Origin of the sequence: Streptomyces hilarionis, assembly GCF_024539675.1 — a bacterium.
Taxonomy (GTDB): Bacteria; Actinomycetota; Actinomycetes; order Streptomycetales; family Streptomycetaceae; genus Streptomyces; species Streptomyces hilarionis.
Genome location: NZ_JAHHIT010000041.1, coordinates 83,676 through 109,398, shown reverse-complemented (window position 1 = coordinate 109,398; position 25,723 = coordinate 83,676). Strand labels below are relative to the sequence as shown.

General features: G+C 73.8%; 16 protein-coding genes. 4 read left to right on the top strand and 12 right to left on the bottom strand.

Annotation, left to right across the window (positions count from 1 at the left end; translation table 11 throughout):
* The 10 genes from KMS84_RS09220 to KMS84_RS09175 all read right to left on the bottom strand — a co-directional run.
* Nucleotides 1–1,530: type I polyketide synthase (locus KMS84_RS09220; RefSeq protein ID WP_256915611.1), on the bottom strand; the 1,530-nt coding region annotated here is incomplete at its 3' end.
* Nucleotides 1,531–1,573: 43 nt separating this feature from the next.
* Complete coding sequence (locus KMS84_RS09215; protein ID WP_256915610.1) at nt 1,574–7,882, bottom strand: type I polyketide synthase; 6,309 nt, start codon at nt 7,880–7,882, stop codon at nt 1,574–1,576.
* A gap of 130 nt (nt 7,883–8,012) precedes the next feature.
* On the bottom strand, nt 8,013–9,875 hold the full coding sequence (locus KMS84_RS09210; protein ID WP_256915609.1) for an AfsR/SARP family transcriptional regulator: 1,863 nt from the start codon (nt 9,873–9,875) through the stop codon (nt 8,013–8,015).
* Nucleotides 9,876–10,148: 273 nt separating this feature from the next.
* Complete coding sequence (locus tag KMS84_RS09205; protein ID WP_256915608.1) at nt 10,149–11,240, bottom strand: HAD-IIIC family phosphatase; 1,092 nt, start codon at nt 11,238–11,240, stop codon at nt 10,149–10,151.
* 25 nt (nt 11,241–11,265) lie between these two features.
* The gene (locus KMS84_RS09200) at nt 11,266–12,366 is read right to left on the bottom strand and encodes an acyl-CoA dehydrogenase family protein (protein WP_256915607.1); all 1,101 of its coding nucleotides are present in this window, start codon (nt 12,364–12,366) and stop codon (nt 11,266–11,268) included.
* Nucleotides 12,359–12,634, bottom strand: coding sequence for an acyl carrier protein (locus KMS84_RS09195; protein WP_256915606.1), 276 nt, complete (start codon nt 12,632–12,634; stop codon nt 12,359–12,361). Before KMS84_RS09195 ends, KMS84_RS09200 begins: the two co-directional genes overlap by 8 nt.
* 14 nt (nt 12,635–12,648) lie before the next feature.
* Nucleotides 12,649–13,320 carry an O-methyltransferase gene (locus tag KMS84_RS09190; RefSeq protein WP_256915605.1) on the bottom strand — a complete coding sequence of 224 codons (672 nt, stop codon included), beginning with the start codon at nt 13,318–13,320 and terminating at the stop codon, nt 12,649–12,651.
* Nucleotides 13,320–14,180, bottom strand: a complete 861-nt coding sequence (locus KMS84_RS09185) for a 3-hydroxyacyl-CoA dehydrogenase family protein (protein WP_256915604.1) — start codon at nt 14,178–14,180, stop codon at nt 13,320–13,322. Before KMS84_RS09185 ends, KMS84_RS09190 begins: the two co-directional genes overlap by 1 nt.
* A gap of 610 nt (nt 14,181–14,790) precedes the next feature.
* Nucleotides 14,791–15,759 carry a helix-turn-helix transcriptional regulator gene (locus KMS84_RS41225; RefSeq protein ID WP_256915603.1) on the bottom strand — a complete coding sequence of 323 codons (969 nt, stop codon included), beginning with the start codon at nt 15,757–15,759 and terminating at the stop codon, nt 14,791–14,793.
* A 268-nt stretch (nt 15,760–16,027) separates the two neighbouring features.
* Nucleotides 16,028–16,618 carry a flavin reductase family protein gene (locus KMS84_RS09175; protein ID WP_256915602.1) on the bottom strand — a complete coding sequence of 197 codons (591 nt, stop codon included), beginning with the start codon at nt 16,616–16,618 and terminating at the stop codon, nt 16,028–16,030.
* Between the two features lie 544 nt (nt 16,619–17,162).
* Between KMS84_RS09175 and KMS84_RS09170 the strand changes: the two genes are divergently transcribed.
* The 4 genes from KMS84_RS09170 (at nt 17,163) to KMS84_RS09155 (ending at nt 22,368) form a co-directional block, all read left to right on the top strand.
* Nucleotides 17,163–17,711: a peptide-methionine (S)-S-oxide reductase gene (locus KMS84_RS09170; RefSeq protein ID WP_256915601.1), complete on the top strand. Its 549-nt coding sequence runs from the start codon at nt 17,163–17,165 to the stop codon at nt 17,709–17,711.
* A 111-nt stretch (nt 17,712–17,822) separates the two neighbouring features.
* Nucleotides 17,823–18,398, top strand: coding sequence for a cysteine hydrolase family protein (locus KMS84_RS09165; protein ID WP_256915600.1), 576 nt, complete (start codon nt 17,823–17,825; stop codon nt 18,396–18,398).
* 184 nt (nt 18,399–18,582) lie between these two features.
* Entirely contained in the window at nt 18,583–20,955 is a 2,373-nt protein-coding gene (locus KMS84_RS09160; RefSeq protein WP_256915599.1) for a SpoIIE family protein phosphatase, read from the top strand.
* 90 nt (nt 20,956–21,045) lie between these two features.
* Nucleotides 21,046–22,368 carry an SLC13 family permease gene (locus tag KMS84_RS09155; RefSeq protein ID WP_256915598.1) on the top strand — a complete coding sequence of 441 codons (1,323 nt, stop codon included), beginning with the start codon at nt 21,046–21,048 and terminating at the stop codon, nt 22,366–22,368.
* A gap of 27 nt (nt 22,369–22,395) precedes the next feature.
* Here KMS84_RS09155 and KMS84_RS09150 read toward each other — a convergent pair whose 3' ends face one another.
* Both KMS84_RS09150 and KMS84_RS09145 read right to left on the bottom strand, forming a co-directional pair.
* Complete coding sequence (locus KMS84_RS09150) at nt 22,396–24,492, bottom strand: RICIN domain-containing protein (protein ID WP_256915597.1); 2,097 nt, start codon at nt 24,490–24,492, stop codon at nt 22,396–22,398.
* A gap of 466 nt (nt 24,493–24,958) precedes the next feature.
* Nucleotides 24,959–25,549 (bottom strand): flavoprotein, encoded by a 591-nt coding sequence (locus KMS84_RS09145; protein ID WP_256915596.1) that lies wholly within the window; start codon nt 25,547–25,549, stop codon nt 24,959–24,961.
* Nucleotides 25,550–25,723: the final 174 nt, after the last annotated feature.

The following is a 25,723-nucleotide window of genomic DNA, read 5'->3' as shown; positions in this document are numbered from 1 at the left end:
CCCCTCCACCACCGACGCCAACCGCCCCGCACCCACCCGCAACGCCTCCACCGACCCCCCCGACACCAACACCGGAACGGGAACGTCGCAGGCCGGCTCGTCGGCCTGTGACGCGTCGGCCACGGGGTCGAGGGCGGGCGCCTGCTCCAGGACGACGTGGGCGTTGGTGCCGCTGATGCCGAACGAGGACACCGCCGCCCGGCGCGGCCGACCCGTGCGCGGCCACGGCCGCGCCTCGGTCACCAACTCCACCGACCCGGACGACCAGTCCACCGCCGGCGTCGGCTCGTCCACATGCAACGTCGCCGGCACCACACCGTGCCGCATCGCCATCACCATCTTGATCACCCCGGCCACCCCCGCCGCGGCCTGCGTGTGACCGATGTTCGACTTCAACGACCCCAGCAGAAGGGGGTGTTCGTCGGAGTCGACGGCGCGCGCCTGTCCATAGGTGGCGAGCAGCGACTGGGCCTCGATCGGGTCGCCGAGCCGGGTGCCCGTGCCGTGCGCCTCCACCACGTCCACCTCGGCCGGCGACAGACCCGCGTTCGCCAGTGCCTTGCGGATCACCCGCTGCTGCGACGGACCGTTCGGCGCCGTCAACCCGTTCGACGCCCCGTCCGAGTTCACCGCACTGCCCCGGATCACCGCCAGCACGGGCAGACCGCGCTCCCGCGCCACCGACAGCCGGGTCAGCACCAGCACGCCGGCGCCCTCGGAGAAGCCGGTGCCGTCGGCCGCCGCGGCGAACGCCTTGCAGCGACCGTCCTGTGCCAGCCCGCGCTGCCGCGAGAACTCCACGAACACGCTGGGGCCCGACATCACGGTCGCGCCGCCCGCCAGGGCGATGTCGCACTCCCCGCTGCGCAGCGACTGCTCGGCGAGGTGCATCGAGACCAGTGAGGACGAGCACGCCGTGTCCACGGTCACCGCGGGCCCCACCAGGCCCAGCACGTAGGAGATCCGGCCGGAGGCGACGCTGGTGGTGCCGCCGGTGAGGACGAATCCCTCCAGGTCCTCCGGCGTCTCCCCGGCGCGCGGCATGTACTCCTGCGGGATGACGCCGACGAACACGCCGCCGGAGCTGCCGCGCAGCGACGCGGGGTCGATGCGGGCGCTCTCCAGGGCTTCCCAGGAGGTTTCGAGCAGCAGGCGCTGCTGCGGGTCCATGGCCACCGCCTCGCGCGGTGAGATGCCGAAGAACTCGGCGTCGAAGCCGCCGGCGTCGGCCAGGAAGCCGCCTCGCGTGAGGTAGGTGGTGCCGGGCGCGTCGGGGTCCGGGTCGGAGAGCCGGTCGAGGTCCCAGCCCCGGTCGGCGGGGAAGTCGCTCAGGGCCTCCCGGCCGTCGCGGAGCAGTTCCCACAGCCGGTCGGGGGTGTCGGCGTCGCCGGGAAAGCGGCCGGCCATGCCGACGATCGCGATGGGCTCACGGGCGGCGGCCTCCGCGTCGCGCAGTTCCCGCCGCGCTCGCTGGAGGTCCGTCGTGGCGCGCCGCAGATACTCTCGAAGCTTCTGCTCGTTGGTGGACATCCGGGCAGCCCCCTTCCGTTCGGACAGGCGAGATCGGGCGTGGTCAGGCGGTGTCGAGTTCGCCGTCGATGAAGTCGAAGATTTCGTCGTCGGACGCGGCGGTGAAGTCGCGCTCCCCGCCGGCGTCGGCCGCGGGCGCGGCGAGCCGGCTGAGCACCTCCTGGAGTCGCTTGGCGAGCAGTTCCCGCTCGCTCTCGTCGAGTTCCGCTACGGGCAGCCGGTCGAGTTCCGTCGCGAGGGTGCGTACGGTCGTGTCCTCGGCGGGCGCCAGCAGGTCGTCCAGGTGCGCGGCGAGCTCGGCCGGGGTGGGGTGGTCGAAGACGACCGTCGGCGGCAGGCGCAGCCCGGTGGCGGCGCCGAGCCGGTTGCGCAGTTCCACCGCGGTGAGCGAGTCGAACCCGAGCTCCTTGAACGCACTGTCGGCGTCGACGGCGCCGGCCGTGGTGTGGCCGAGCACGACCGCCGCGGCCTCCCGTACCAGTTCGAGGAGTTCCTTGCGCCGCCGGTGCGGGGGCAGTTCGACGAGGCGGTCCGCCTGCGAGGCGGGCGCCGAGGCCACGACCCGCCGCCGGACGGGGCCGGATCGGTCCAGTCCCGACAGGATGTCGGGCACCGGCTGTCCGCCGTCGCGCAGCCGGGTCACGTCGATCGGCGCCGCGACCACCACGGGCCGGTGCAGCCGCTGCGCCGCGTCGAACAGGGCCACGCCCTGCTCGTCGGAGAGGGCTCCGAGCCCCATCCGGTCGAGCCGGCCCCGGTCGCCCTCGCTGAGATGCCCGGTCATCGCGCTCTCCCGCGCCCACAGGCCCCAGGCGATCGAGACGCCCGGCAGTCCGTGGGCGCGCCGGTGTTCCGCGAGGCCGTCGAGGTAGGCGTTGGCGGCGGCGTAGCCGCCCTGGCCGGCGCTGCCCAGCACTCCGGCGAGCGAGGAGAACAGCACGAAGAAGGACAGGTCGTGACGCAGCGTCAGCTCGTGCAGGTGGTGCGCCGAGCGGGCCTTGGCGCGCAGCACGGCGTCGAGGTCCTCGGGGGTGAGCGCTTCCAGCGTCCCGTCGGAGATCACCCCCGCCGCGTGGATCACCCCGGTCAACCGGGGTGCGGAGGCGATCAGTTCGGCCAGCGCCGTCCGGTCGGCCGCGTCGCAGGCCACGACGGTCGCCTCGGCGCCCGCCGCCCGCAGCTCGTCGAGGAGGGCGTCCGCGCCCTCGGCGGCGGGTCCGCTCCTGCTCGTCAACAGCAGTCTGCGCACGCCGTGTTCGGCGACCAGTCGGCGGGCGACGAGTCCGCCGAGCACGCCCGTGCCGCCGGTGATCAGCACCGTGCCGTCCGGGTCGGGCGGCGCGGGCAGCGTCAGGACGATCTTGCCGATGTGGCGTGCCTGGCTGAGGTGCCGGAACGCCTCCGGCGCGCGGTGGACGTCGAACGCGGTGAGCGGCATCGGTCGCAGCGCGCCCTGGTCGAACAGGGTGCGGATCTCCTCGAGCATCTCGCCGAGGCGGTCGAACCCGGCCTCCATCACGTCGAACGCCCGGTAGTGGACGCCGGGGTGCAGGCGTGCGATCTCCTGCGGGTCGCGGATGTCGGTCTTGCCCATCTCGATGAACCGTCCGCCGCGCGGCAGCAGGGCCAGCGACTCCTCCACGTGCTCGTGGGCCAGCGAGTTGAGCACGACGTCGACGCCGCGGCCGCCGGTGGCGTTCGCGAACCGGTCGGCGTAGCCCAGGCTGCGGGAGTCGGCGAGGTGCTCGTCGTCGAAGCCCCAGGCGTGCAGCGCCTCGCGTTTGCCGGCGCTGGCGGTGCCGAACACCTCGGCTCCCCAGTGCCGGGCGAGTTGCAGGGCCGCGAAGCCCATGCCGCCGGTGGCGGCGTGCAGCAGCAGGGACTCGCCCACGCGGAGCCCGGCGAGGTCGGCGAGGGCGTAGTACGCCGTCAGGTACACCACGGGGATGCCGGCCGCCTGGGCGAACGAGAGGCGTTCGGGCATCGCGGCGACCAGGCGCCGGTCGGAGATCGTGACGGTGCCCAGCCCACCGGTGAACAGGCCCATCACCCGGTCGCCCGGGGCCAGTCCGGTGACGTCGGCGCCGACCTCCAGGACGATCCCGGCGCCCTCGCCCAGCGAGGACCACTCGTCGCGCGCCACCATGCCCAGTTCGAGCAGGACGGCCTTGAAGTTCAGGCCGCCGGCCCGCACGGCGACGCGCACCTCTCCGGCTTCGAGCGGACGCAGCATCTCGGGGCAGGGGGTGAGCGACAGTCCGTCGAGGTCGCCGCGGTAGGTGAGGGCCAGTCGCCAGGGTCCGTCCGCCGGGGCGGTCAGGGCGGGCGACGCGGCCGCTCGGCTGAGCCGGGGCGCCGCGGCGAGGCCGGCGCGCAGGACCAGTTCCGGGTGGTCGGCGGCCAGCGCGGCGGGCAGCGCGTCCCGCGTGTGCGGATGGTCGTCGGCGTCGATGTGGCGGAGCCTGCCGGGGTGTTCGGTGCGCGCGGTGCGCAGGAGTCCGGCCACCGCGCGGTGCGCGAGCTCGTCCGCGCGGGTGAGGACGACGAGCGGCACGTCGGCGGGGTGGTCCCGCGTGAGCCAGTCGCGCACCACGTGCAGGGTGCGCGCCACGACGTCCTCGGTCTCGCCGGCGGGGCACTCCCACACGACGGCCGTCGCCGACACGGGCGGGGCCGGGGCGTCGTGGGGGTCGGCCGGGAGCGTGTGCGGGCTCTGTCCGGCGGGCGGCTCGGGCAGGTCGACCGGGACGAGGTCGACCGTGAAGAGGGCCGAGGCGTCGGCCCGGGTGCGCCGTCCGAGGGCGTCCGGGTCGACCGGGCGCAGCGCCAGCTGTCCCACCGAGGCGACCGGCCGGCCGTCCTCGTCGGTGAGCAGCACCGCGAGGGCGTCCGTTCCGGCCGGGGACAGGCGGGCCCGCAGGGTGCGGGCGCCGGTGGCGTGCACCTGGACGTCGGTCCAGCCGAACGGCAGCCGCAGGGCGTCCGCGCCGTCCAGGCCGGCCGCGTGCAGCGACGCGTCCAGGAGCGCGGGGTGCAGGGCGAAGCCGTCGACCTCGTGGCCGTCGGGGAGTTCGACCGAGGCGTAGACGACGTCGCCGTCCCGCCAGGCGGCGCGCACCCCGCGGAAGGCGGGGCCGTAGGCGTAGCCGAGTTCGGCGAGCGAGTCGTAGAAGCCGTCCACCGGCACGGCGACCGCGCCGGGGGGCGGCCAGGCGGCGAGGTCGTCGGGCGTCTCGGGGGCGGCGGCGGTCAGCAGGCCGTCGGCGTGCGCGGTCCACTCCTCGCTCCCGGCCGGGCTGGTGTACACGCCCACCGGCCGCCCGTCGCCCGTGTCCGGGCCGATGAGCAGTTGCAGGTCCAGGTCGGCGTCGAGGACGACCGGTTCCCGCAGGGTCAGTTCGGCGAGCCTGCCGTGGCCGATCCGGTCCCCGGCGTGCAGGGCGAGTTCGACCAGTGCGGCGCCGGGCAGCAGCACCGACGCGCCGACGCGGTGGTCGGCCAGCCACGGGTGGGCGGTGCGGGACAGCCGTCCGGTGAGGACGAGCGTGCCGTCGTCCGCGGTGCGCAGGCTCGCGCCGAGCAGCGGATGATCCGCCGGACGCAGGCCGAGGGCGGAGGTGTCGCCGGTCGCGGTGGGCTCCTCGAGCCAGTAGCGGCGGCGCTGGAAGGGGTAGGTCGGCAGTTCGGCGTCGACGCGCGGCAGGCGCCAGTCGACGTCGACGCCGTGCACGTGCGCCTTGGCCAGGGCGGTGTGGAACCGGGCCGGGCCGCCGTCGTCCCGGCGCAGCGAGTCCAGGACGACCGCGTCGGGGGTCTCGCTCTCCTCGACGGTCTCGGCGAGGGCGTTGGTGAGCACGGGGTGCGCGCTGACCTCGACGAACACCCGGTGGCCCTGGTCGAGCAGGGTGCGGGCGCCCGTGGCGAAGCCGACGGTGCGGCGCAGGTTGGCGAACCAGTAGCCGGCGTCCAGTTCCGGGCCGGCGAGGAGTTCGCCGGTGACGGTGGAGTGGAAGGGGATCCGGGCGGGCCGGGGCGCGATGCCGGACAGCGACGTGAGGATCTCGTCGCGCAGTGCCTCCACGTGGGCGGAGTGGGAGGCGTAGTCCACCGGGATGATCCGGGCGCGGACACCGTCGGCGGCGCAGGAGGCGACGAGGTCGGCGAGGTCGGCGGGGGTGCCCGACACGACGGTGCTGGCGGGCCCGTTGACCGCGGCGATCTCCACGGCGCCGGCGTAGCGCTCGACGCGCAGGGCGGTGTCGGCCGCGGGGAGCTGCACGGACGCCATGCCGCCGGTGCCGGCCAGGCGGGTGATGGCCTTGCTGCGCAGGGCGACGACGGCGGCGGAGTCCTCCAGGGACAGCGCGCCGGCGACGTGCGCGGCGGCGATCTCTCCCTGGCTGTGCCCCAGCACCGCGTCGGGGTGCACGCCGTGTCGCCGCCACAGCGCGGCGACGGAGATCATGACGGCCCACAGCGCCGGCTGGACCACGTCCACCCGCTCGAGCGGGCCGGCGAGCGCGTCGAGGAGGTTCCCCTCGACGTGGGGCGCGAGGGCCGCGGCGCACTCGTCGAGGTGGGCGCGGAAGACGTCGGAGTCGCGGTACAGGTCGAGGGCCATGCCGGACCACTGCGAGCCCTGGCCGGGGAAGACGAACACGGTCTTGCCGCGGGCGCGGGCGGTGCCGAGCAGGACGTCCGGGGAGGGCCGGCCCTCGGCGAGGGCGCGCAGTGCGGTCAGCGGGTCGTCGCCGGTGACGGCGGCGCGGTGGGGCAGTCGCGGGGCGCGGGTGGCGAGCGCGTGGGCGACGGGCGCGTCGGGGTGGGCCGTCAGGTGGTCGTGCAGCTGGCGCGCCCTGGCGGTGAGCGCCGTCGGGGACGCGGCGGACAGCAGCAGCGGCGGCGACGGGCGTCCGGCCGGGGGCTCCGCGTTGTCGGCCGCTGCGGGAGCGGGGGCCGGCGGGGCCTGCTCGATGACGACGTGCGCGTTGGTGCCGCTGATGCCGAAGGCGGAGACCGCGGCGCGGCGCGGCCGGTCGGCGTCGGGCCAGGGCCGGGCCTCGGTCAGCAGTTCCACCGCGCCCGAGGTCCAGTCGACCGCGGGGGTGGGTTCGTCGACGTGGAGGGTCCTGGGCAGGACGCCGTGGCGCAGCGCCTGGACCATCTTGATCACGCCGCCGACGCCGGCGGCGGCCTGCGCGTGCCCGATGTTGGACTTGAGCGAGCCCAGCCACAGCGGCCGGCCCGGCGGTCGTTCGCGGCCGTAGGTCGCCAGCAGCGCCTGGGCCTCGATGGGGTCGCCGAGCCGGGTGCCGGTGCCGTGCGCGTCCACGACGTCCACGTCGGCCGGCGTCAGGCCCGCGTCGGCCAGCGCGCGCCGGATGACGCGCTGCTGGGAGGGCCCGTTGGGCGCGGTGAGGCCGTTGGAGGCGCCGTCGGAGTTGACCGCGCTGCCGCGGATCACGGCCAGCACCGGATGTCCGAGGCGCTGGGCGTCGGAGAGCCGCTCCAGGACCACCATGCCGGCGCCCTCGGACCAGCCGGTGCCGTCGGCCGCGGCGGAGAACGCCTTGCACCGGCCGTCCGCGGCCAGGCCGCGCTGGCGCGAGAACTCGACGAACGTGTCGAGGGTGGACATGACGGCCGCGCCGCCGGCCAGCGCCAGCGAGCATTCGCCGGCCCGCAGCGCGCGGGCGGCCAGGTGCATGGTGACCAGGGACGAGGAGCACGCCGTGTCGACGGTGAGGGCCGGCCCCTCCAGGCCGAGGAGGTAGGCGATCCGGCCGGAGGCGACGCTGGCCGCGCTGCCGGTGCCGCCGAATCCCTCGCCGCCCTGCCCGGACTCCTGCGCGCCGTGTCCGTAGCGCTGACCGCCGTGGCCCATGAGCCCGACGAACACGCCGGTGTCGCTGCCGCGCAGGGTCTGCGGGTCCGTGCCGGTGCGCTCCAGCGCCTCCCAGGAGGTCTCCAGCAGGAGCCGCTGCTGGGGGTCCATCGCGAGCGCCTCGCGCGGGGAGATCCCGAAGAAGTCGGCGTCGAACTCGGCGGCGTCGTGGAGGAAGCCGCCGCCGCGGGCGTAGTAGCTGCCGGGCACGCCGGGGTCGGGGTCGTAGCGGCCCTCGACGTCCCAGCCCCGGTCGGTGGGGAACTCTCCGACCGCGTCGCGGCCGTCGGCCACCAGCTCCCACAGTCCGTCGGGGGTGTCGACGCCTCCGGGGTAGCGACAGGCCATGCCGACGACGGCGATCGGCTCGCCGGCCGCCCGCTCGAGCTCGTGCAGACGCTCGCGGGTGTCCTGCAACTCACCGACGGCCTGCTTGAGGTAGTTCCGCAGTCTGCCCTCGTTCTCCATGGTCTCGTCACTCCTTGGGCCGCGTTCGGAACCCGGCCAGTTAACCTCGCGGGGGCGGTGCTCAGCCGGGTTCGGGAACACCGGACCGGAGGCCGAATCTGGGCCCTGGGACCAAGCGGCGGAGCCGTGTTCAGCCGGCGGCATGGCAGAGCCTCCGCATGGCGTGCTCGTGCGCCGCGTCGACGAGGGGTTCGAGCGTCATCCGGCTGGCGTGCCGGCCCCCGGCGCCCCAGCCGGGGCGTCGGCGGAACAGTTCGGGCCGGGCCGCGGCGACCACCAGCAGCGGCATGGGCTCCGGCTGGTCCAGCAGGTCCTCGACCATCATCAGCGCCGCGTTGCCGGCCCGGTGCAGGTCGTCGGCGAACACCACGAGGGGCCCCTGCCGGGCGAGTTCGGCCACGGTCTGCGCGCTCGTGGGACGGTCGAGGTCGAGTCGCAGGGTCGCCGCGTTCCCGACGCGCCGTTCGAACTCCGCGAGCAGCGGCGACTTGCCGATGCCCGGGGCGCCGAGCACCAGCACCAGGTGCGGCCGCGCGCGCCGCCGGACCCGCTCCAGCAGGCTGTTCAGCACGCCGAGTTCGGGCTCGCGGTCGCAGGCCTCCGGCGGCGCGAAGGGGTCCAGGAGGCGCCCTTCGGCCGTCCAGCGGGTCGGCGCGTCGCCCGCACGGGCGTAGCGGACGGCGGCGCCGGTGAGCAGGCGGGTGCGGTCGCCCACCACGATCTCGGTGTCCTCGGCGAACCGGAGGAGGGTCTCGCAGTCGGCGAGGAGCGCTCCGTCGACGGGGAGCGGTTCCAGGAACGTCGTGCGGGGGCGTACGGGGGTCTCGCCGGTCGACACGGCCACCCGCAGCTCGGGCCGCTCGCCGTCGGCCGCGTCGAAGCAGATGCGCTGGCGCAGCGACATGGCCGCGCGCACGGCCCGTCCGGCGGCCTCGTCGGTGCCGTCCTGCTGCGGCTGGGCGGCCCGGAACAGGGCCAGCGTGACGGAGCCGGTCGACCCGGCGACGACGCCGCCGAGCTCCTCCACCTCCTCGCGCACGGTCGTCGCGGTGCGCTCCAGGGCCTCGCCGACGTCGGCGACGCGGCTGCCGGCGCCGAAGTCGGCGCGGATCAGCACGGCGCTGACCCGGGTGCGGGCGCCGACGGCCGGCGCGGGCGCCCACTGCACGGGTCTGGACGGCGGTCGCGGGCGCCGGCGCGGCTCCTGTGCCGGCACGGAGAGCACCGCCGGGCGCTCGGGCCGGGCGGGCGCCGCGATGGAGGGGTCGTGCACGAGGATCGCGTGCTGGAGCAGACGCAGTTCCCGGCCGGGTTCCAGACCGAGTTCCTCGGCCAGCCTGACGCGGACCCGCCGGTAGGCGGCGAGGGCGTCCGCCTGGCGGCCGCTGCGGTACAGCGCGAGCATCAGCTGCTGGCAGGCCCGCTCGCGCAGCGGCTCGGCCTCGACCATCGCCTCGAGTTCGCCGAGGACCGCCTGGTGGCGCCCGTTGGCCAGTTCGGCCTCGTAGTAGTCCTCCATCACGTCGAGCCGGGCGTTTTGCAGCGCCGTCAGCTCCGTCCAGGAGTGCCCGGTCTCCACCAGGTCGGCCAGCGCCTGTCCGCGCCACAGCGCGAGCACCTCGCGCAGGGTGGCGGCCGCCTCGGCGGGGCGGCCGGCCGCGAGCTCCGCGCGGCCGGCCTGGGCCTGGCGGTGGAAGCGGAACATGTCGATCTGTTCCGGGTCGACCTGAAGCTGGTAGCCGTGCGCGCAGGTCAGCAGGGCAGGCGGGCGGCTGTCGCCGTGAGCGTGCTCGGCCAGCGTGACGCGCAGTCCGCGCACCGCGTTCTGAAGGATCTTGCGCGCGGTGGCCGGCGCCTCCTCCGTCCCCCACAGTCCTTCGAGGAGCTTGCTGGTCGCCACCTCGCGGTTGGCGTTGAGCAGGAGCAGGCCGAGTGTGGCGCGCCGCCGGTCGCCGCCGAGCGCGACCGGCTTCTCGTCGTCCAGGAGTCGCAACGGACCAAGAACCAAGAACTGCAAGGGGTCCCCCGAAGATCGTTCGTGTTCAGCGTCGACCGTGCGATGAGCTGCTCGGCTGGGCCTTTCTGTCGGATCAGGTCGCTCGGATCAGGTCGCTCGGAGTGGCGCCCTGCGGCGGACCCGAGCGGGGTTCGGTGCGGGCAGCCGCGGGGCGTGGGAGGGCGACGATGCGCGGCGTCGGCGAACCGACGCCGCCGCCGATGTGCGTGCCGGACCCCGCGCCCCCGGCGGGATCCGACGGACGGGGCCTCAAGTCCACTGCGCCTCTCCCGCCGTGCCGTGCGGTTCGGGCGCGAACACGCGCATGGTGGTCGGCGGGTCCTGCCGGACCGGCTCCAGGTGCAGGCACTCGGCGCCCTCGCCCGGCGAGAACGTGGCGAGGCAGGCGCAGTCGGCGCCGGTGAACCCCGCGAACCGGTAGGCGACCTCCATCATCCGGTTGCGTTCGGTGCGCCGGAAGTCGGCGACGAGGTGCACCCCGGCCCGGGCGGCCGCGTCGGTGAGCCAGCGCAGCAGCACCGCGCCCGCGCCGAACGAGACGACCCGGCACGAGGTCGCGAGGAGCTTGATGCGCCAGGCGTGCGGGGTCCGCTCGATGAGCATGACCCCGACCGCGCCGTGCGGGCCGAAGCGGTCGGCCATGGAGACCACGAGGACGTCGTGACGCTCGTCGTCCAGCAGGGCGCGCAGCGCCGCGTCGGAGTAGTGCACGCCGGTGGCGTTCATCTGGCTGGTGCGCAGGGTCAGTTCCTCGACCCGGGTGATCTCCTCGTCCCTGGCCCTGCTGATGCGCATCACCAGGTCGAGCGAACGCAGGAACTCCTCGTCGGCGCCCTGGTACTGCTCGCGCTCCCGGTCGCGTTCGAAGCCCGCCCGGTACATCTGACGACGCCGTCGCGCGTCGACGGTGACCACCGGCGGACTGAACTCGGGCAGGCCGAGCAGCAGTGCGGCCTGGTCGGCGGAGTAGCACCGGACGTCGGGCAGGTGGTAGGCGACCTCGGCGCGCTCGGTGGGCAGGTCGTCGATGAACGCGATCGTCGTGAGCGCGAAGTTCAGCCGCTCGGCGATCCGGCGCACCGACTCCGACTTGGGGCCCCAGTTGATGTGCGGCAGGACGAAGTACTCGGCGAGACCGAGCTCCTCCAGCCTGGCCCACGCCTCGTCGTGGTCGTTGCGGCTCGACACGGCCTGGAGCACGCCGCGCGCGTCGAGTTCCGTGACGACCTTGCGGACGGCGTCGTCGACCTCGACGTGGCCGTCCTCGACCAGGGTGCCCTGCCACAGGGTGTTGTCGAGGTCCCAGATCAGGCATTTCACGACCGGTGGTGCTTCGGACATGTCCGCTCCCCCTCTGTACGACCGTTCAGAGCGCCGCGGAGGCCGCGTGCTCGGCGAGCATCAGCTGGCAGATCTCGTTGCTGCCCTCGATGACTTCCATCAACTTCGCGTCCCGGAAGGCCCGTTCGACCACGTGTGCGCCGGACGCGCCCGCGGAGGCGAGGACCTGGAGCGCCGACGCCGCGCCGCGGGCAGCGTTGCCGGCCGCGACGTGCTTGGCGAGGACGGCGGCCTGCACCTGCTCCGGGGATCCCCCGTCCCAGCTGCGGGCGGCCTGTTCGCAGGCGAACGTCGCCGTGCGTTCCGCCGCGTAGAGCTCGGCCAGGTGCCGGGCGACCAGCTGGTGCTGGAGGAGCGGCTTGCCGAACTGTTCGCGCCGGGCGGCGTGCCGGGCCACGGCCGTCAGACAGGCGCGCAGGATGCCCACACAGCCCCAGGCCACCGACAGCCGTCCGTAGGTCAGGGCGATGGTGGTCAGCATGAGGACCGGCTGGCCGGCCACCGCGAGCAGGTGCGCCTCGGGCAGGCGCACGTCGTCCAGGACCACGGTGGCGTGCCCGGCCGCCCGGCAGCCGAGCGGCTGCTCGACCCGGGTCACCCGCACGCCGGGGGCCGAGGCCGGCACCAGCGCCACCGCGCCGCCGCCCTCGTGGCGGCCGAAGACGACGATCCAGTCGGCGTAACCGGCCACCGTGATCCACGTCTTGAGGCCGTCGACGACGATCTCGCCGCCCTCGCGCCGGATCGTGGTGGTCATCGCGGACAGGTCGCTGCCCGCGCCGGGTTCGCTGAAGGCGACGGCGGCGAGGTCGCCGCCGGTGAGGCGGCCGATGTACTCGTGGCGCTGCGCCCGGTCGCCGAACCGCTGGATCGTCCACGCGGCCATGCCTTGGGACGTCATCACGCTGCGAAGCGAGCTGCACAGCGCGCCGGTGTGCGCGGTGAGTTCCCCGTTGTCGGCGCCGGACAGTCCGAGACCGCCGAACTCGGGCCTGGCCTCGGCGCACAGCACGCCCTTGGCGCCCAGCCCGCGCAGGACGCCGACGGGGATCTCGCCGGCGACGTCCCACTGGCTCGCGGCGTCGGCGACCGTCTCGGTCACCAGCGCTCCGAGGGCGTCAAGCACCGTCCCCTCCGCTGTGCAGCCGGGTCACCAGCGCGCTCATGCGCTCCACGGTGCGGAAGTTGTCCATGGCGAGGTCGGCGCCCTCCACCTGGACCCCGAAGGCGCCCTCCACGAACACCACCAGCTCCATCGCGAACAGCGAGGAGACGGCGCCGGAGGCGAACAGGTCCACGTCGCGTTCCCAGGTCGTCCTGGTCTTCTCCTCGAGGAACGCGCCGATGCGCTGCTCGATGGCGGTGACCGGCAGTTCGGTCGTCGAGTCCGTCATGAAAAGTCCCTTCCTCACTGCGTCTTGTTCTTGCGCGCCAACGTGATCCCGTCCGCCATGACGAGCAGGGACAGTTCGACCCTGCTGTCGACGAGGAGCGAGGCGTTGAGCTCGCGGATGGCGACGGTGTCGGGATCCTCGGCCGCCGGGTCGGCGACCCGGCCGAAGTAGAGCGTGTTGTCGAGGACGATGAGGCCGCCCGGCCGTACCAGGGTCAGGGCCTCTTCGTAGTAGCGCGGGTAGCCGGTCTTGTCGGCGTCGACGAAGACCAGGTCGAAGCTCTCCGGTCCGTGCTCGGCGAGCAGCTCGGTCATGGTCTGCGCCCCGTCCCCGAGCCGCAGTTCGATGCGGTCGGACACCCCGGCGCGCTCCCAGTACCGTCGCGCGATCCTGGTCCAGCGCTCGCTGATGTCACAGGTGACGACGCGTCCGCCGGGCGGCAGCGCGCGGGCCATGCACAGCGTGCCGTAGCCAGTGAACGTGCCGATCTCCAGCACGCGCGAGGCGCCGGTGAGACCGACCAGCATGGCCAGCAGCTGGCCTTCCTCGGGCATCGTCACCATGGCGTTCAGCGCGGGCATGGACGCCGTCTCGGCGACCAGGTCACGCAGGATCTCGTCGTCGCGCAGGGACACCGAGCGCACGTAGTCGAGCAGGCGGTCGTCGACCTGCACCTGGCCGGCCATCAGCGGGGTCCGTACGTGTAGAAGCCGCGGCCGGTCTTGCGGCCGTGGTCGCCCTCGGCGACCTTGCGCAGCAGCAGCGCGCTCGGGCGGTAACTGTCGTCGCCGGTGCGCTCGTGGAGCACCGCCAGGGAGTCGACGAGGTTGTCGATGCCGATCAGGTCGGCGGTCCGCAGAGGGCCCGTCGGGTGTCCGAGGCAGCCCTCCATCAGCGCGTCCACGTCCTCGACGGTGGCCCGGCCCTCCTCGACGACGTTGGCCGCGTCGTTGATCATGCGGTGCAGCACCCGGCTGGTCACGAAGCCGGGGCCGTCCCCGACGACGATGCCCTTGCGGCCCAGCCTGGCGAGCAGCGCGTCGACGGCCGTCATCGCGCGTGCGCCGGTGCGCGGTCCGCGGACGACCTCGAGCGTGCCGATCAGGTAGGGCGGGTTCATGAAGTGGATGCCGGCCAGGTCCTCGGGGGCCGGCACCTCGCCGGCCAGCTCGTCGACCGGGATGGACGAGGTGTTGGTGACCCGCAGGGTCCCCGGGGCGACCACGGAGGCGATCTCCCGGTGCACCTTGGCCTTGAGGTCGGCGACCTCGGTGACGGCCTCGATCACCCAGGTCGCGTCGGCCGCCGCCATCGCGGAGTCGGCGAGTTCCAGCTCGCCGACCGGTCCGGTCCGCGGGAGGGCTCCCGTCATGTGCGCCAGCCGCAGTTCGCTGCGGACCCGTGCGCGTGCCGTGTCCAGTCGCGCCCGGTCCACGTCCACGAGCATGACCGGCACTCCGCGGCCGACGGCGAGGGTCGTGATGCCGACGCCCATCACGCCCGCGCCGAACACCGCGAGCCGCTGCATGCCGCCGTCTTCGGTCATCGGCCGAACCCGTTCATAAGCACCTCAGCTTCACGCTCGGAATGTCTTCGGAAAAGGGGAGATCCTGCTTTTGGACAGCCGGACCTGACACGTGGACACGCGGAAACGGGAACACGGCGTCAGGCCGTCCGAGTTGCACCTGTCACGACGCCGGGTGCGCGGCCGTCCTCATCGACGACTTCGACGGCACCCGATCGGCGGGCGATGACCTGAAAGGAATGCGCGAGGGCCGTCCTCCACGCATGGATCACCTCGTCGTCGCGGTCCGGAGAGGTCCAGCAGGTGCCTCTCGGATCACCGGCGACGCGAGGGAGGGAAATGTTGAAGCGGCCCCCTTGGCGTTCAGGCGAATCCTCGGCGGTTGCGTGGCGCAACGGCCGTCATCAGTTTCCGCCATTCGGCTGGAGCTCTCCACCCCGGCAACCGCTCATCAAGCTGCACTTCCACTTGAGGAACCGTCGAGGGACAGTGGACCACCTGCGAAGACGGGTACACCGGGCAGGCCGCGGCGCCCCCCTCGGCACGACGGCGGGCCGCCGGCCGGGGAGGTGGGATCCGCCACGCGAGAGCGGGCGGGCGGGAACGGGAACGGGGGCGGGAACGGGGGACGCTACACGTCTTCCTCGAGATTGGCTTCCTTGACCAGATAGCCGAACTGGAAACGACTCGTCGCGCCGAACATCTGCATGACCTGACCGATGTGTTTGCGGCAGGTGCGGACCGATACGCCGAGACGACGGGCGATGGCCTCGTCCTTGGCGCCGGAGATCAGCATCTTGACGATCTCCTTCTTCATGTCGCCGCTGATGACGTCGATTTCGGCCCGCCGGGTGTCGAACTCCTTGGCCGTTCCCCAGACCTGCTCGAAACAGGAGTAGAGGAATTCGATGATCGAGGGCTCCTGAACGACGACGGCGCCGCCGCCCTCACCGCCGGCGGGGATGTACGCCGCGGTGCGGTCGAAGATGAAAATCTTGCCGAACAGGGCGCCGGCGGTGCGCACTTCGGCGCCCGAGTCGATCAGTTTCCCCGCGTATTCACGGGTGGGGGTGTCGAATCGGGCGGCGTGCTGGTAAAGCACCCGCATGCGCACCCCGCGGCCCAGCAGCTGGAAGTCCCGGTCCTGCGCCTCGGCCAGTTCCTCGGGCTGCCATCCGCTTCCGGGCTGCATGCAGACGACCTCGCGGGAGCTGTTCGCCGCGGCCTCGGAAAGGAGCAGTCTGACCGTCTCGGGCACTCTGACGACGTCGAAGGAGTTCGCGTACTGACTGCTGAACTTGCTCGACCGGAACAGCAACGAGAGCCGGGCGAGATCGTTGCGGAGCTGGCCCACCGCCAGTTTCCGTTCGAGCAGGTCCAGTTCCCCCCGGTTCAGAAGCTGGGAGGAGGCGAGGCCGGGGTCGGCGGGAACGAACCAGGCCTCCTGGTCGCGGGCCGGCTGGATGAGCTGGAGCTCCAGGAGCTCGGCGACGATTCCCTCGCTCACGTCGAGGGTGAATCCCAGTTCGTTCGCTATGTCGTCGACGGCGAAACCGTCCCTGCCTAAGCTCCACTCATAGACTTCGAATATCCCGGGCACTGGCTTGGGAAACAAAGGCTCTCCAAGTTGGCTACGTATTCCTTCCAATTACCTCAGGAAGGATTAGCCTACCGGAGCCGCGTTGCGGGCCACTACCGGCGCGCGCGGCGATAGGGGCCCCTAGCGACGTGCGTCGCACACGGCACGATCGACGGGAAAGGACCCCTCCGTCCGGACGTTCGCCCGCGGAACGGCACGAACACCGAAGGATGGATTACGTGGGGTCCGCCGCACGGATACCGCGCGCGCCGCCCGGGACGCCTGGTCCTCAGGGCCGCCAACTGGCCGTTCTCGTCGCGGTCGACAGCACGCTCACGCCCCCGCCGTCGCCTCGCCGCAGCGGTGCCGGGGCCGCGGCGACGGGGTCCGCGGCCGCGCGGAACGAGCCGAAACCGCCGCGGTGGAACACCAGCGGCTCGGCCGCGTCCTCGTTCACCCGCAACCCGTTCACCTGCGCGATGACGATGACGTGATCGCCGGCGACGTGCTCGGCCTCGATGGCGCACGACATCCAGGCGATCGCGTCGCACAGCTGCGGTCCGGCGGCCGACCCGGTCCACGCGACGCCGGCGAACCGGTCGACGTCCTTGACCGAGAACCGACGGCACAACTGCCCCTGGTCCGCGCCGAGGATGTTGACGCAGAACCGGCCGCTCTCACGGAGATCGATCAGGGTGGCCGACCCGTTTCCGGCGCAGAACATGACCAACGGCGGCTGCAACGACACCGAGACGAAGGAGTTGCACGCCATGCCCACGGGCTGTCCGAACCGCCCCGTGGTGGTGATGACCGTCACCCCGGTCGGCAGATATCCGAGTGCGCGACGGAATTCGGTCGCGTCGAACGGGGCAACCATCATCGACTCCTCGACTAGCCACTGGGAGAAAGGCTAGGGAGCCCTCCCCTTCCCGGCATGGGAACCGGCCACCAAGAACTCGGGGCGTTTCTGGTTCTCCGGCGCAATGGCCGTCCGCACACCGGTGCGAATGGGCTGTGGGACGATCCGTTCGGCCGTCCGGACGGCCCGTCCGGGCCGGCGGCGAACGCCCGCCCGAAGCCGTCGCCGCGCCTTCGCCCATTCGTCCGGCGGGCCGGAACACGCCCTGCGCACAAGGAAGTCGGACTATCCTGGCCCGGCGCGGGATTCTCCGGCCGGTCAGCGCACGCACCGCCCGAGCGCGGTCGCGAGCGACAGCAGGGCCGCTTCGGCCGGCCCGAACCCGCGTCATTCCTGCGTGCGCATTCCGGGACACCTGTATCCACGGCCGGGCGGAGAACTCCGTCACGGCCGTGCACCCGGTGTGCGCCGCGCCGTGGCCCATCACCTGAAGGACGTGCGAGGCGGCAGCGACCCCCGCTGCGGTCGCGCGCGCCATTCGGACGAGATCCTGGAGAGGAACCCCATGACCGAGGACATGCCCACGACCGGGAAGGCCGAGACCGTGACGCTCGGCCCCGGCTGCTTCTGGTCCTTCGACGCGGTGGCGCGCCGCACCCCCGGAGTCGCCTCCAGCGTGGCGGGGGTCGCCGGGGACGCCGGCCCGCCGCCGGACTACGAGGCCTACCAGCGCCACGGCCTCAACCCGCAGAAGTTCGTCGAGGCCGTGCAGCTGACGTTCCGGCCCGACGAGATCTCCTTCGAGGACGTCCTGACCCTGTTCTTCCAGAGCCACGACCCGACGACGCCGAACCAGAGCGGCGCGGACCGCGGCTCCATCTACCACTCGACGATCTTCTACGCCGACGACGACCAGCGGGAGCGCTCGGAGAAGGTGATGGACCTCGTCCGGCAGCGCCTCGGCCGGGACATCGTGACCGACCTGCGCCCGTTCGGACAGTTCGTCGAGGCCGATCCCGACCAGCAGGACTTCTACAGCAACAACCGTGCGGAGCCGTACTGCCGTGCGGTGATCGAGCCGAAGCTGCGCACGCTGGGGCTGGACGTGGACTGAGCGGACCGGGGGCCGGCCCGGGCGGCGTTGTCGGTGGTGCGTCCTAGGGTGGGCCGTGCGAGAACGCGCGCCCGCCGGGCGCACCGCGCACCCGCCGAACAGGAGGTCATCATGACCACGCTGCCCGACCGGCCCCGCACCGCCCTGCTCGTCGTCGACGTCCAGAACGGCGTGGTGGAGGGCGCGCCCCGCCGGGACGAAGTGATCGCCAACATCCGCACCCTGGTCGACGCGGCCCGCGCGCAGGACGTGCCGGTGGTCTGGGTGCAGCACTCGGACGCCCAGCTGGTGTCCGGCAGCGAGGACTGGCGCTATGTCGACGAGTTGGTCCGCCTGGAGTCGGAACCGCTGATCCACAAGACCTACGGCGACTCCTTCGAGGACACGGAACTCGAGTCGGAGCTCGCACGGCACGGGGTGGGCCGGCTCGTCGTGGCGGGAGCGCAGACGGACGCGTGCATCCGCTCGACCCTGCACGGCGCCTTCGTACGGGGGTACGACGTGACGCTGGTCGGCGACGCGCACACCACGGAGGACCTCACCGCGTACGGCGCCCCGGCCCCGGAGCAGGTGATGGCCCACACCAACCTGTACTGGTCGGGGCAGAGCGCGCCCGGCCGCAGCGCGAGCACCGTGGACACGGCGAAGGTGACGTTCGAGCCGGCCGGGGACGCCCAGGCGGGCTGAGCCGCCCGGCCTCGGTCGGGGGCCCGCGTGCCGTCACATCGTCCGGTTTTGCCTCTTGACCCGGAGGGGAACCCGTTGTCCTGCCGGCCCGAGGGGGTTCTCGTCCGCGCCCGGGCGGAACACACTAGGCTGGAACGGAAGTGACGTGCCCGTTCACGGTGAGTGTCCGCGATGGAGTGGCGAGATGAGCCCGGAGTATCCGTTCGACGAGGCCGCGACGGCCCGGGCTGTCGTCGACGACGCCGGAACGCTCGTCGGATGGAACGAGGGCGCCCGCGCCCTGCTGGGCTGGGAGACGGCCGAGGTCGTGGGCCGGCCCGCGACGGACCTGCTGGCCCAGCCGGCCCCCGTGCTCACCGGTCTGCGCTGGGACGGAACGGTGGCTTTGCGCCACCGTGACGGCCGGTCAATGCCGGTGTGGCTGCTCGCCCACCGCACGCAGTCCCCGGACGCCGACCTCGGACGGTGGCTGGTCGTCACCCCGGTGGCCGGCCCCGACGGCGCCCTCCGGCCCGACGACCCCCTCGCCTCGGCGGCCCTCGTCCAGTCCCCGTGTGCCGTGGCCGTCTACGACGAGCACCTGCGGCTGCGCCGGATCAACGAGGCGATGAGCCAGGTGATCGGACTGCCCGAGGGGCGGGTCCGCGGACTGCGGTTGTCGGAGATCGGCGGCCGGCCGCAGAGCACGGAACTGGAGCAGCACATGCTGCGGGTCCTCACCAGCGGCCGGGCGCAGGACGTGCAGATGTTCACCCGCACCGGCGGCGAGGAGCGCGCGCACGCCTGGCTGGCCCGGATGGCGCCGCTGACCGACGAGGCGGGCCGGGTGCGGGGCGTGTGTCTGGCCGCCCACGACTTCACCGACAACTACCTCGCCCGTGAGCGGCTCCAGCTGGTCAACGAGGCGAGCGTGCGCGTCGGCACCACCCTCGACGTCACCCGGACGGCACAGGAGCTGGCCGAGGTGTGCGTGCCCGCGCTCGCCGACTTCGTCAGCGTCGACCTGCTCGACCCGCAGGACGGCGGGGACCTCCCGGCCCGCTTCACGCCGCCGCTGAGCCTGCGCCGCACCGCGCACTGCTCCGTCAACGCCGGCACCCCGGAGGCCGTCGCCAAACCCGGGGAGGCGCAGGGCTACCCGGCCGGGTCGCCGCAGGCCGACTCGCTGGTCGCGGGGCACACCATCGTCGGCACGGTGCCCAGCGGCGAACTGGACGCCTGGCTGACCTGGGACCCGGCGCGCGGGGCCCGGGTGCGCGAACTCGGCATCCACTCGACGATGTCCGTGCCGATCCGGGCGCGGGGCCTGACCCTGGGCGTCGCCGTCCTCACCCGATTCCGCCGCCCCGACCCGTTCACCCCGGACGACGTGCTGCTCGCCGAGGAGATCACGGCACGCGCCGCCGTCTGCATCGACAACGCCCGCCGCTTCTCCCGCGAGCGGGAGACCGCCCTCGCCCTGCAACGCAGCCTCCTGCCGCGCACCCTGCCGCGGACCGCCGCCGTGGACGCCGCGTCCCGCTATCTGCCGGCGGCGCGCGCCGGGGTCGGCGGGGACTGGTTCGACGTGATCCCGCTGTCGGGGATGCGGGTGGCCATGGTGGTCGGCGACGTCGTCGGACACGGCATCCAGGCCTCGGCCACCATGGGCCGGCTGCGCACCGCCGTACGGACCCTCGCCGACATCGACCTCGCCCCCGACGAGCTCCTCACCCACCTCGACGACCTGGTCGTGCGCCTCTCCGAGGAGGCCGGGAACGAGGGCAGCCCCGGCGAGGTCGGCGCGACCTGCTTGTACGCGGTCTACGACCCCGTGTCCCGGCGCTGCACGCTGGCGCGGGCCGGACATCCCGCGCCCGTGGTGCTGCGGCCGAACGGCGTGTCCAGGCGGATCGAGCTGCCCGCCGGTCCCCCGCTGGGCGTGGGCGGCCTGCCCTTCGAGTCGGCCGTCCTGGAGGTGGCCGAGGGCAGTGTGCTCGCCTTCTACACCGACGGCCTGATCACGTCCCGCGAACGGGACGCGCACAGCGGTCACCGGCTGCTGGGCGAGGCGCTGGAGGCGCACGCGGACTCCCTGGACGAGACCTGCGACCGGATCCTGCACGCCCTGCTGCCGTCCGGCGGCGCCGCCGACGACGTGGCCCTGCTCCTGGCGCGCACCCGCGGGCTGCCCGCCGCCCAGGTCGCGACGTGGGACATCCCGGCCGACCCCTCGCTGGTCGCGCCGATCCGCCGGCAGGTCGTGGCGCAGCTCGCGCGGTGGGAGCTGAGCGAGGCGTCGTTCACCACGGAGCTGGTGGTCAGCGAGCTGGTCACCAACGCCATCCGGTACGGCTCCCGCCCGATCCGGCTGCGGCTGATCCACGACCGGGCGACGCTGATCTGCGAGGTGTCCGACAACAGCCACACCGCCCCGCACCTGCGCCGGGCGCGGACCTTCGACGAGGGCGGCCGCGGCCTGCTCCTGGTGGCCCAGCTCACCCAGCGCTGGGGCAGCCGGCACACGCCCGAGGGCAAGACGATCTGGGCGGAGCTGAGCCTGCTCGACGAGGACTGAGCGGGCTCGTCCGCGCCGCTCGCGCGTCCCGTCCCGGGGCGGTGTGACGGACGCGACGAGTTGGGAAAGCGTTTACTCGGGCATGTTTTCATGGACGGGCACCCGAACCAGTTCGATGGGCGGGCCCGACCGCGTCCCCGCCTCCGGAGTACTCCCCTGAACACCCCCCTCGCCGAAATCCTGTCCGTCTGCCTGCTCGCCGCTTCCCTGGTGTGGGCCGTCCTGCGCCCCGCCGGCCGGTCCGAGGCACTGGTCGCCGTCCCCGCCGCGGCCCTGGCGGTCGTCCTCGGGGCGGTCTCGCCGCAGCACGCGCTGGCCGAGGCCGAACGGCTCGGCCCGGTCGTCGGCTTCCTCGCCGCGGTGCTGGTGCTGGCCCACCTGTGCGACGTCGAGGGACTGTTCACCGCGTGCGGGGCGTGGATGGCCCGTCGGGCGGCCGGCCGCCCGCGGCGGCTGCTGGTCGCGGTGTTCGTGCTGGCCTCCGTGGTGACGGCGGTGCTGAGCCTGGACGCCACCGTGGTGCTGCTCACGCCGGTCGTGTTCGCGACGGCGGCGCGCATGGGCGTGCGCTCCCGGCCGCACGTCTACGCGTGCGCGCACCTGTCGAACACGGCCTCCCTGCTCCTGCCGGTCTCCAACCTCACCAACCTGCTGGCTTTCGAGGCGAGCGGGCTGAGCTTCACCCGGTTCGCCGCGTTGATGACGCTGCCCTGGATCGTCGCGATCGGCGCCGAGTACCTGGTCTTCCGGCGGTTCTTCGCCGACGACCTGCCCGACGTCGAGGGCGGCGCCGACGAGGGCCCCGCGCCCGAGCTGCCCCTGTTCGCGCTGGTCACCGTCGCCTGCACGCTGGCCGGGTTCGTGGTCGCCTCGGCGATCGGGATCGAACCCGCCTGGGCCGCCTTCGCGGGCGCGCTGGTCATGGCCGTACGGGCGATGGTCCGGCGGCGGGTGACGCCGGTCGCCGTCGTGCGGGCCGCCGCGCCGGGGTTCCTGGCGTTCGTGCTGGCGCTCGGGATCGTCGTGCGGGCGGTGGTCGACAACGGGCTGGCCGGCGCGCTGCACCATGTCCTGCCCGGCGGCTCGGAGCTGCTCGCGCTGCTGGGGGTGGCCGCGCTGGCCGCCGTCCTGGCGAACCTGATCAACAACCTGCCCGCGGTGCTGGTGCTCGTGCCGCTGGCCGCCCCGGCCGGGGCCGGGGCGGTGCTCGCGGTGCTGCTCGGGGTGAACATCGGCCCCAACCTGACCTACGCGGGGTCCCTGGCGACGCTGCTGTGGCGGCGCGTGGTGCAGGAGCGCGAGGAGCGGGTCGGCGTCGGCGAGTTCACCCGTCTGGGACTGCTCACGGTGCCGGCCTCGCTGATCGCGGCGGTCGCCGCGCTGTGGGCCTCGCTCCAGGTGATCGGCGTCTGACCGGCGCGACGTCCGCCGCGGCGGACGTCAGTTCCGCCGGCCGTCCGAGCCGTATCCGCCGTACCCGTGGGAGCCCCCGTACCCGTAGCCGCCGTACCCATGGCCGTCGTATCCGCCGTACCCGTGACCGCCATCTCCGTACCCGCCGCCTCCGTAGCCGCCGTGCCCGCCGCCCCACCCGCAGGAGGACGGCTGGGCGGGCGAACAGGACGCGTCGTTCGAGCCGGGGCGGGACCCGGGCGCCGCGGTGGTCGTCGGGGCGGCGGTGGGGCCGGAGCCCCCGGCCGGGTCCGGCACGGACGACTTGGCGGCCTTGGGAGTGGCCTTCGGGGACGGGGTCCCGGAGGCGGTGCTGTCGGCGCCCCAGTTGACGAACTGCATCTGCGGGTCGGGCTTCGAGGTGTCGATCACCCAGTGCTGCGCGGCGCTGTCCACCCGGTTCTTCAGCACGAGGGCGCCCGAGCCGTCGGTGGCGGCCGGCGCCAGCGCCAGGTTCTGTCCCGAGCGCGGCACGAGCGTGCCTTGCAGGGTGAAGTCGTAGCGCACGTTCTCGGGCTCGGGTTGCCCGGTGCCGGCGCACGGGCCCAGCCGGACCGAGTAGCCGAGGCGCGAGTCCAGGCACAGGCCGGCGTCGGCGGCGCTGCGCAGCAGCCCGTCCGGTTCGTACGACCACTGCTGGCCGGGCGCCGAGGAGCAGGCGGCGAGTTCCGCCTCCGCGCCGTCGGCGGGCCTGCCCCCGGCGATCCCTATGCACAGCCCGGAGGCGGCGTTGTGCAGCCGGCCGCGCATCGCGCCCTGGGCGTCGTCTCCGGCGCCCGTCCACGAGGGGCCGGCGGTGGCCGTGTCGGTCTCCGTGGCCGGCGCCTTCGCCGCCTCGTTGTCCGCGACCGAGGCGGTGTCCTCCCCGGAGCCGAGAGCGGCCCACACCACGAGCGGCAGGACGACGATCCCGCTCACCGTCAGCACGGCCGCGGCCAGGTTGCGGCGGCGGGCGCGGCGGGCCGCCTTCTGGGCGGAGCGGCTCCTGCCCGGGCCGGAACCGGCGTCGGCCGGGTCGCCGGGCCTGCCGACGAGTCCCGCGGCCCGCGCCCCGATCCGGGACAGCGCGGCCGCCCGCGATCCGGCACGGCGGTCCGCACCCGTCGGCCCCGCGGCGGAGGCCGGGGACGCGGGCGCCGGCGCGGGTGCACCGGGGTCCGCGTCGCCGAAGGCCTCGCCGGCGTATCCCCGGGGCGGCTCGGCCGGGCCGGCGGTCCACGCGTCACCGGCCATCCTGACCTCGACGTAGGCGGCGGCCGCCCAGCCCAGGATCCCCTCGGCCAGGGCGGCGCCGAGCAGTCCCTCGAACTGTCTGAGCTGGTCGGCGGTGTGGGCGCAGTGGCGGCAGCGTTCGAGGTGGGCGCGCAGGTCGGGGTCGAGGTCGGCGCCGCCGCGGCGGCAGGTGACGTCGAGCAGACGGTGGTAGCGGTGGCACTCGTCCTCGGTGGCGAGTTCGCGGTGCACCTGGAGGCACTCCTCGCGCAGCCGCTCGTGGGCCCGGCGCAGTTCGACGCGGGCGCCGTCCTCCTCCATGCCCAGCAGGCCGCCCGGCACCGCCAGGGGTTCGGCTTCGACCTCGACGTGCCACAGCAGGCAGCGGGCGGCCTCGGGCAGGCGCTGGAACGCCCGGGACAGCATGCGCCGGTGCACGGGCGGCAGCATGACGGCGGCCGCGCCGTCGCCGCCGAGGCCCTCGGCGGCACGGCCGGCCTCGGCCCGGGAGCGCAGCGCGGGGTGCAGCAGGTCGCGGCGGCCGTCGGCGTCCCACTCGGCGGCGACACGGCGCACGGTGACCAGCAGGTGCGGACGCCAGGCGGCCGTCGGGCCGTTCTGCCGCAGGGTCTCGCCGAACAGCCGGGTGAAGGCGGCCGTGGTGAGCATGCCGGCGGCGCGTTCGCCGTCGGTGCACAGCCGTGCGTAGGCGAAGGCCGCCTCCCAGTGCCGGTCGAGCAGCTCACCGACGGGATGCAGCGCGGGTGACGCCCCCGTCCACTTCTTCAGCTCCGCGCTCAGTTGTTCGTCCGTCGCGTCGAAGCGGCGCGCCGAAGGGGAATTCGACAGGCCTGCGTCATTCACGGTCTGCATTCCTTCCGGGGGTATGCGGCATAAAGTCCATACCATCGGGTATGCGATCTCGCCGGGGAAGCGGGATCGGCTCGCACAGGGTTCGACGCCTGCGAACGTCCGTGGGGGGACGGCTCTTTTGGAGCGTGGGGGGTGTGGACGGGAGGCGTCTCGCGCGCACGGTCCAGAAAACGTTGTCCGTGCGCCGACACGGCACACCTTCGCACAGCCGGACCAGGAGGAACAAGAGATCGCGCGGTTTCCCGCATTCCCCACCGGCCCCGAGTTCTTGACGAAACGTCAATACGCGATCCCGACGTGGGGCGGTCACGGTTTCGACGCCCCTTTGGCCCGCTTTCGACAGTGCTTTCGGACGCGAAATCGCCCGGCGCATTCCGTCCGGGACGTCCCCCGCGGCGCCTTTTTCCGCGACGCGTCGCAGCGGTGGTTCGCCGTCCGCGTCAGGACCTCGCGCAGCGGGCCCGGCTCACCGGCCTCCCCCGGCCCCGGACCGGCCGGCCCCGGACCGGTCGGCGCCGAGCGGGTCCGCCACCGCCCCGGGCCGGTCGAGCAGGTCCAGCGCCCGCTCCCATCCGAACCCCTCTCCCCCGGCCGCGTCGTGGGCCGCCGCGAACCGCACGCCCATCGCGCCCAGCCGCGTCAGGCTGTCCCGGTACGCGGGATGACGGGCGAGGGTCTCGTTGACGCAGGGCAGGACGCCGACGGGGACGCCGAGCCCGACGACCTCGCACAGGGTGCCCAGCGCGAGCGTGTCGGCCACGCCCGCCGCCCACTTGTTGACGGTGTTGAAGGTGGCCGGGGCCACGAGAACCGCGTCGGGGTCCGGGAACGGCCGCGGATCGCCCGGCCGCCGCCAGGCGGAGCGGATCGGGCGACCGGTCTGCGCCTCCACCGCGGCGACGTCGAAGAAGCCGTTCACGGCGGGCGGCGTGGCGATGACGCCGACCCGCCACTGCCGCCGGTGCGCGGCCGTGATCAGTTCGCCGACGCCCGAGGCGACGCCCGCGGCGCAGACGACGAGGTAGAGGAACGGCTGCTGTTCGTCCTGTGGGGTCACCCGCGCACCCTACTGAAGCGCGAGGAACACGCCGTGTCCGCGCTCGGGACGGACCGCGTGGCCACGCCGCGGCGGCGCGTCCGCGTGCGCTGCCCTGGCCTTCCGGGACCGCGCGACCGCTCCGCCGGCCGACACGAGCCGGCCCGCCCGGGGGCGCGGCGGTGACCGCCGGGG

What these genes read in the sequence shown, in the direction of transcription:
- KMS84_RS09165 (WP_256915600.1), top strand. Translation starts at nt 17,823, where the DNA reads ATGACCACGCTGCCCGACCGGCCCCGCACCGCCCTGCTCGTCGTCGAC.
- KMS84_RS09170 (WP_256915601.1), top strand. Translation starts at nt 17,163, where the DNA reads ATGACCGAGGACATGCCCACGACCGGGAAGGCCGAGACCGTGACGCTC.
- KMS84_RS09185 (WP_256915604.1), bottom strand. Translation starts at nt 14,180, where the DNA reads ATGACCGAAGACGGCGGCATGCAGCGGCTCGCGGTGTTCGGCGCGGGC.
- KMS84_RS09150 (WP_256915597.1), bottom strand. Translation starts at nt 24,492, where the DNA reads ATGCAGACCGTGAATGACGCAGGCCTGTCGAATTCCCCTTCGGCGCGC.
- KMS84_RS09175 (WP_256915602.1), bottom strand. Translation starts at nt 16,618, where the DNA reads ATGATGGTTGCCCCGTTCGACGCGACCGAATTCCGTCGCGCACTCGGA.
- KMS84_RS09215 (WP_256915610.1), bottom strand. Translation starts at nt 7,882, where the DNA reads ATGGAGAACGAGGGCAGACTGCGGAACTACCTCAAGCAGGCCGTCGGT.
- KMS84_RS09205 (WP_256915608.1), bottom strand. Translation starts at nt 11,240, where the DNA reads ATGTCCGAAGCACCACCGGTCGTGAAATGCCTGATCTGGGACCTCGAC.
- KMS84_RS09190 (WP_256915605.1), bottom strand. Translation starts at nt 13,320, where the DNA reads ATGGCCGGCCAGGTGCAGGTCGACGACCGCCTGCTCGACTACGTGCGC.
- KMS84_RS09195 (WP_256915606.1), bottom strand. Translation starts at nt 12,634, where the DNA reads ATGACGGACTCGACGACCGAACTGCCGGTCACCGCCATCGAGCAGCGC.
- KMS84_RS09155 (WP_256915598.1), top strand. Translation starts at nt 21,046, where the DNA reads ATGGACGGGCACCCGAACCAGTTCGATGGGCGGGCCCGACCGCGTCCC.
- KMS84_RS09160 (WP_256915599.1), top strand. Translation starts at nt 18,583, where the DNA reads ATGAGCCCGGAGTATCCGTTCGACGAGGCCGCGACGGCCCGGGCTGTC.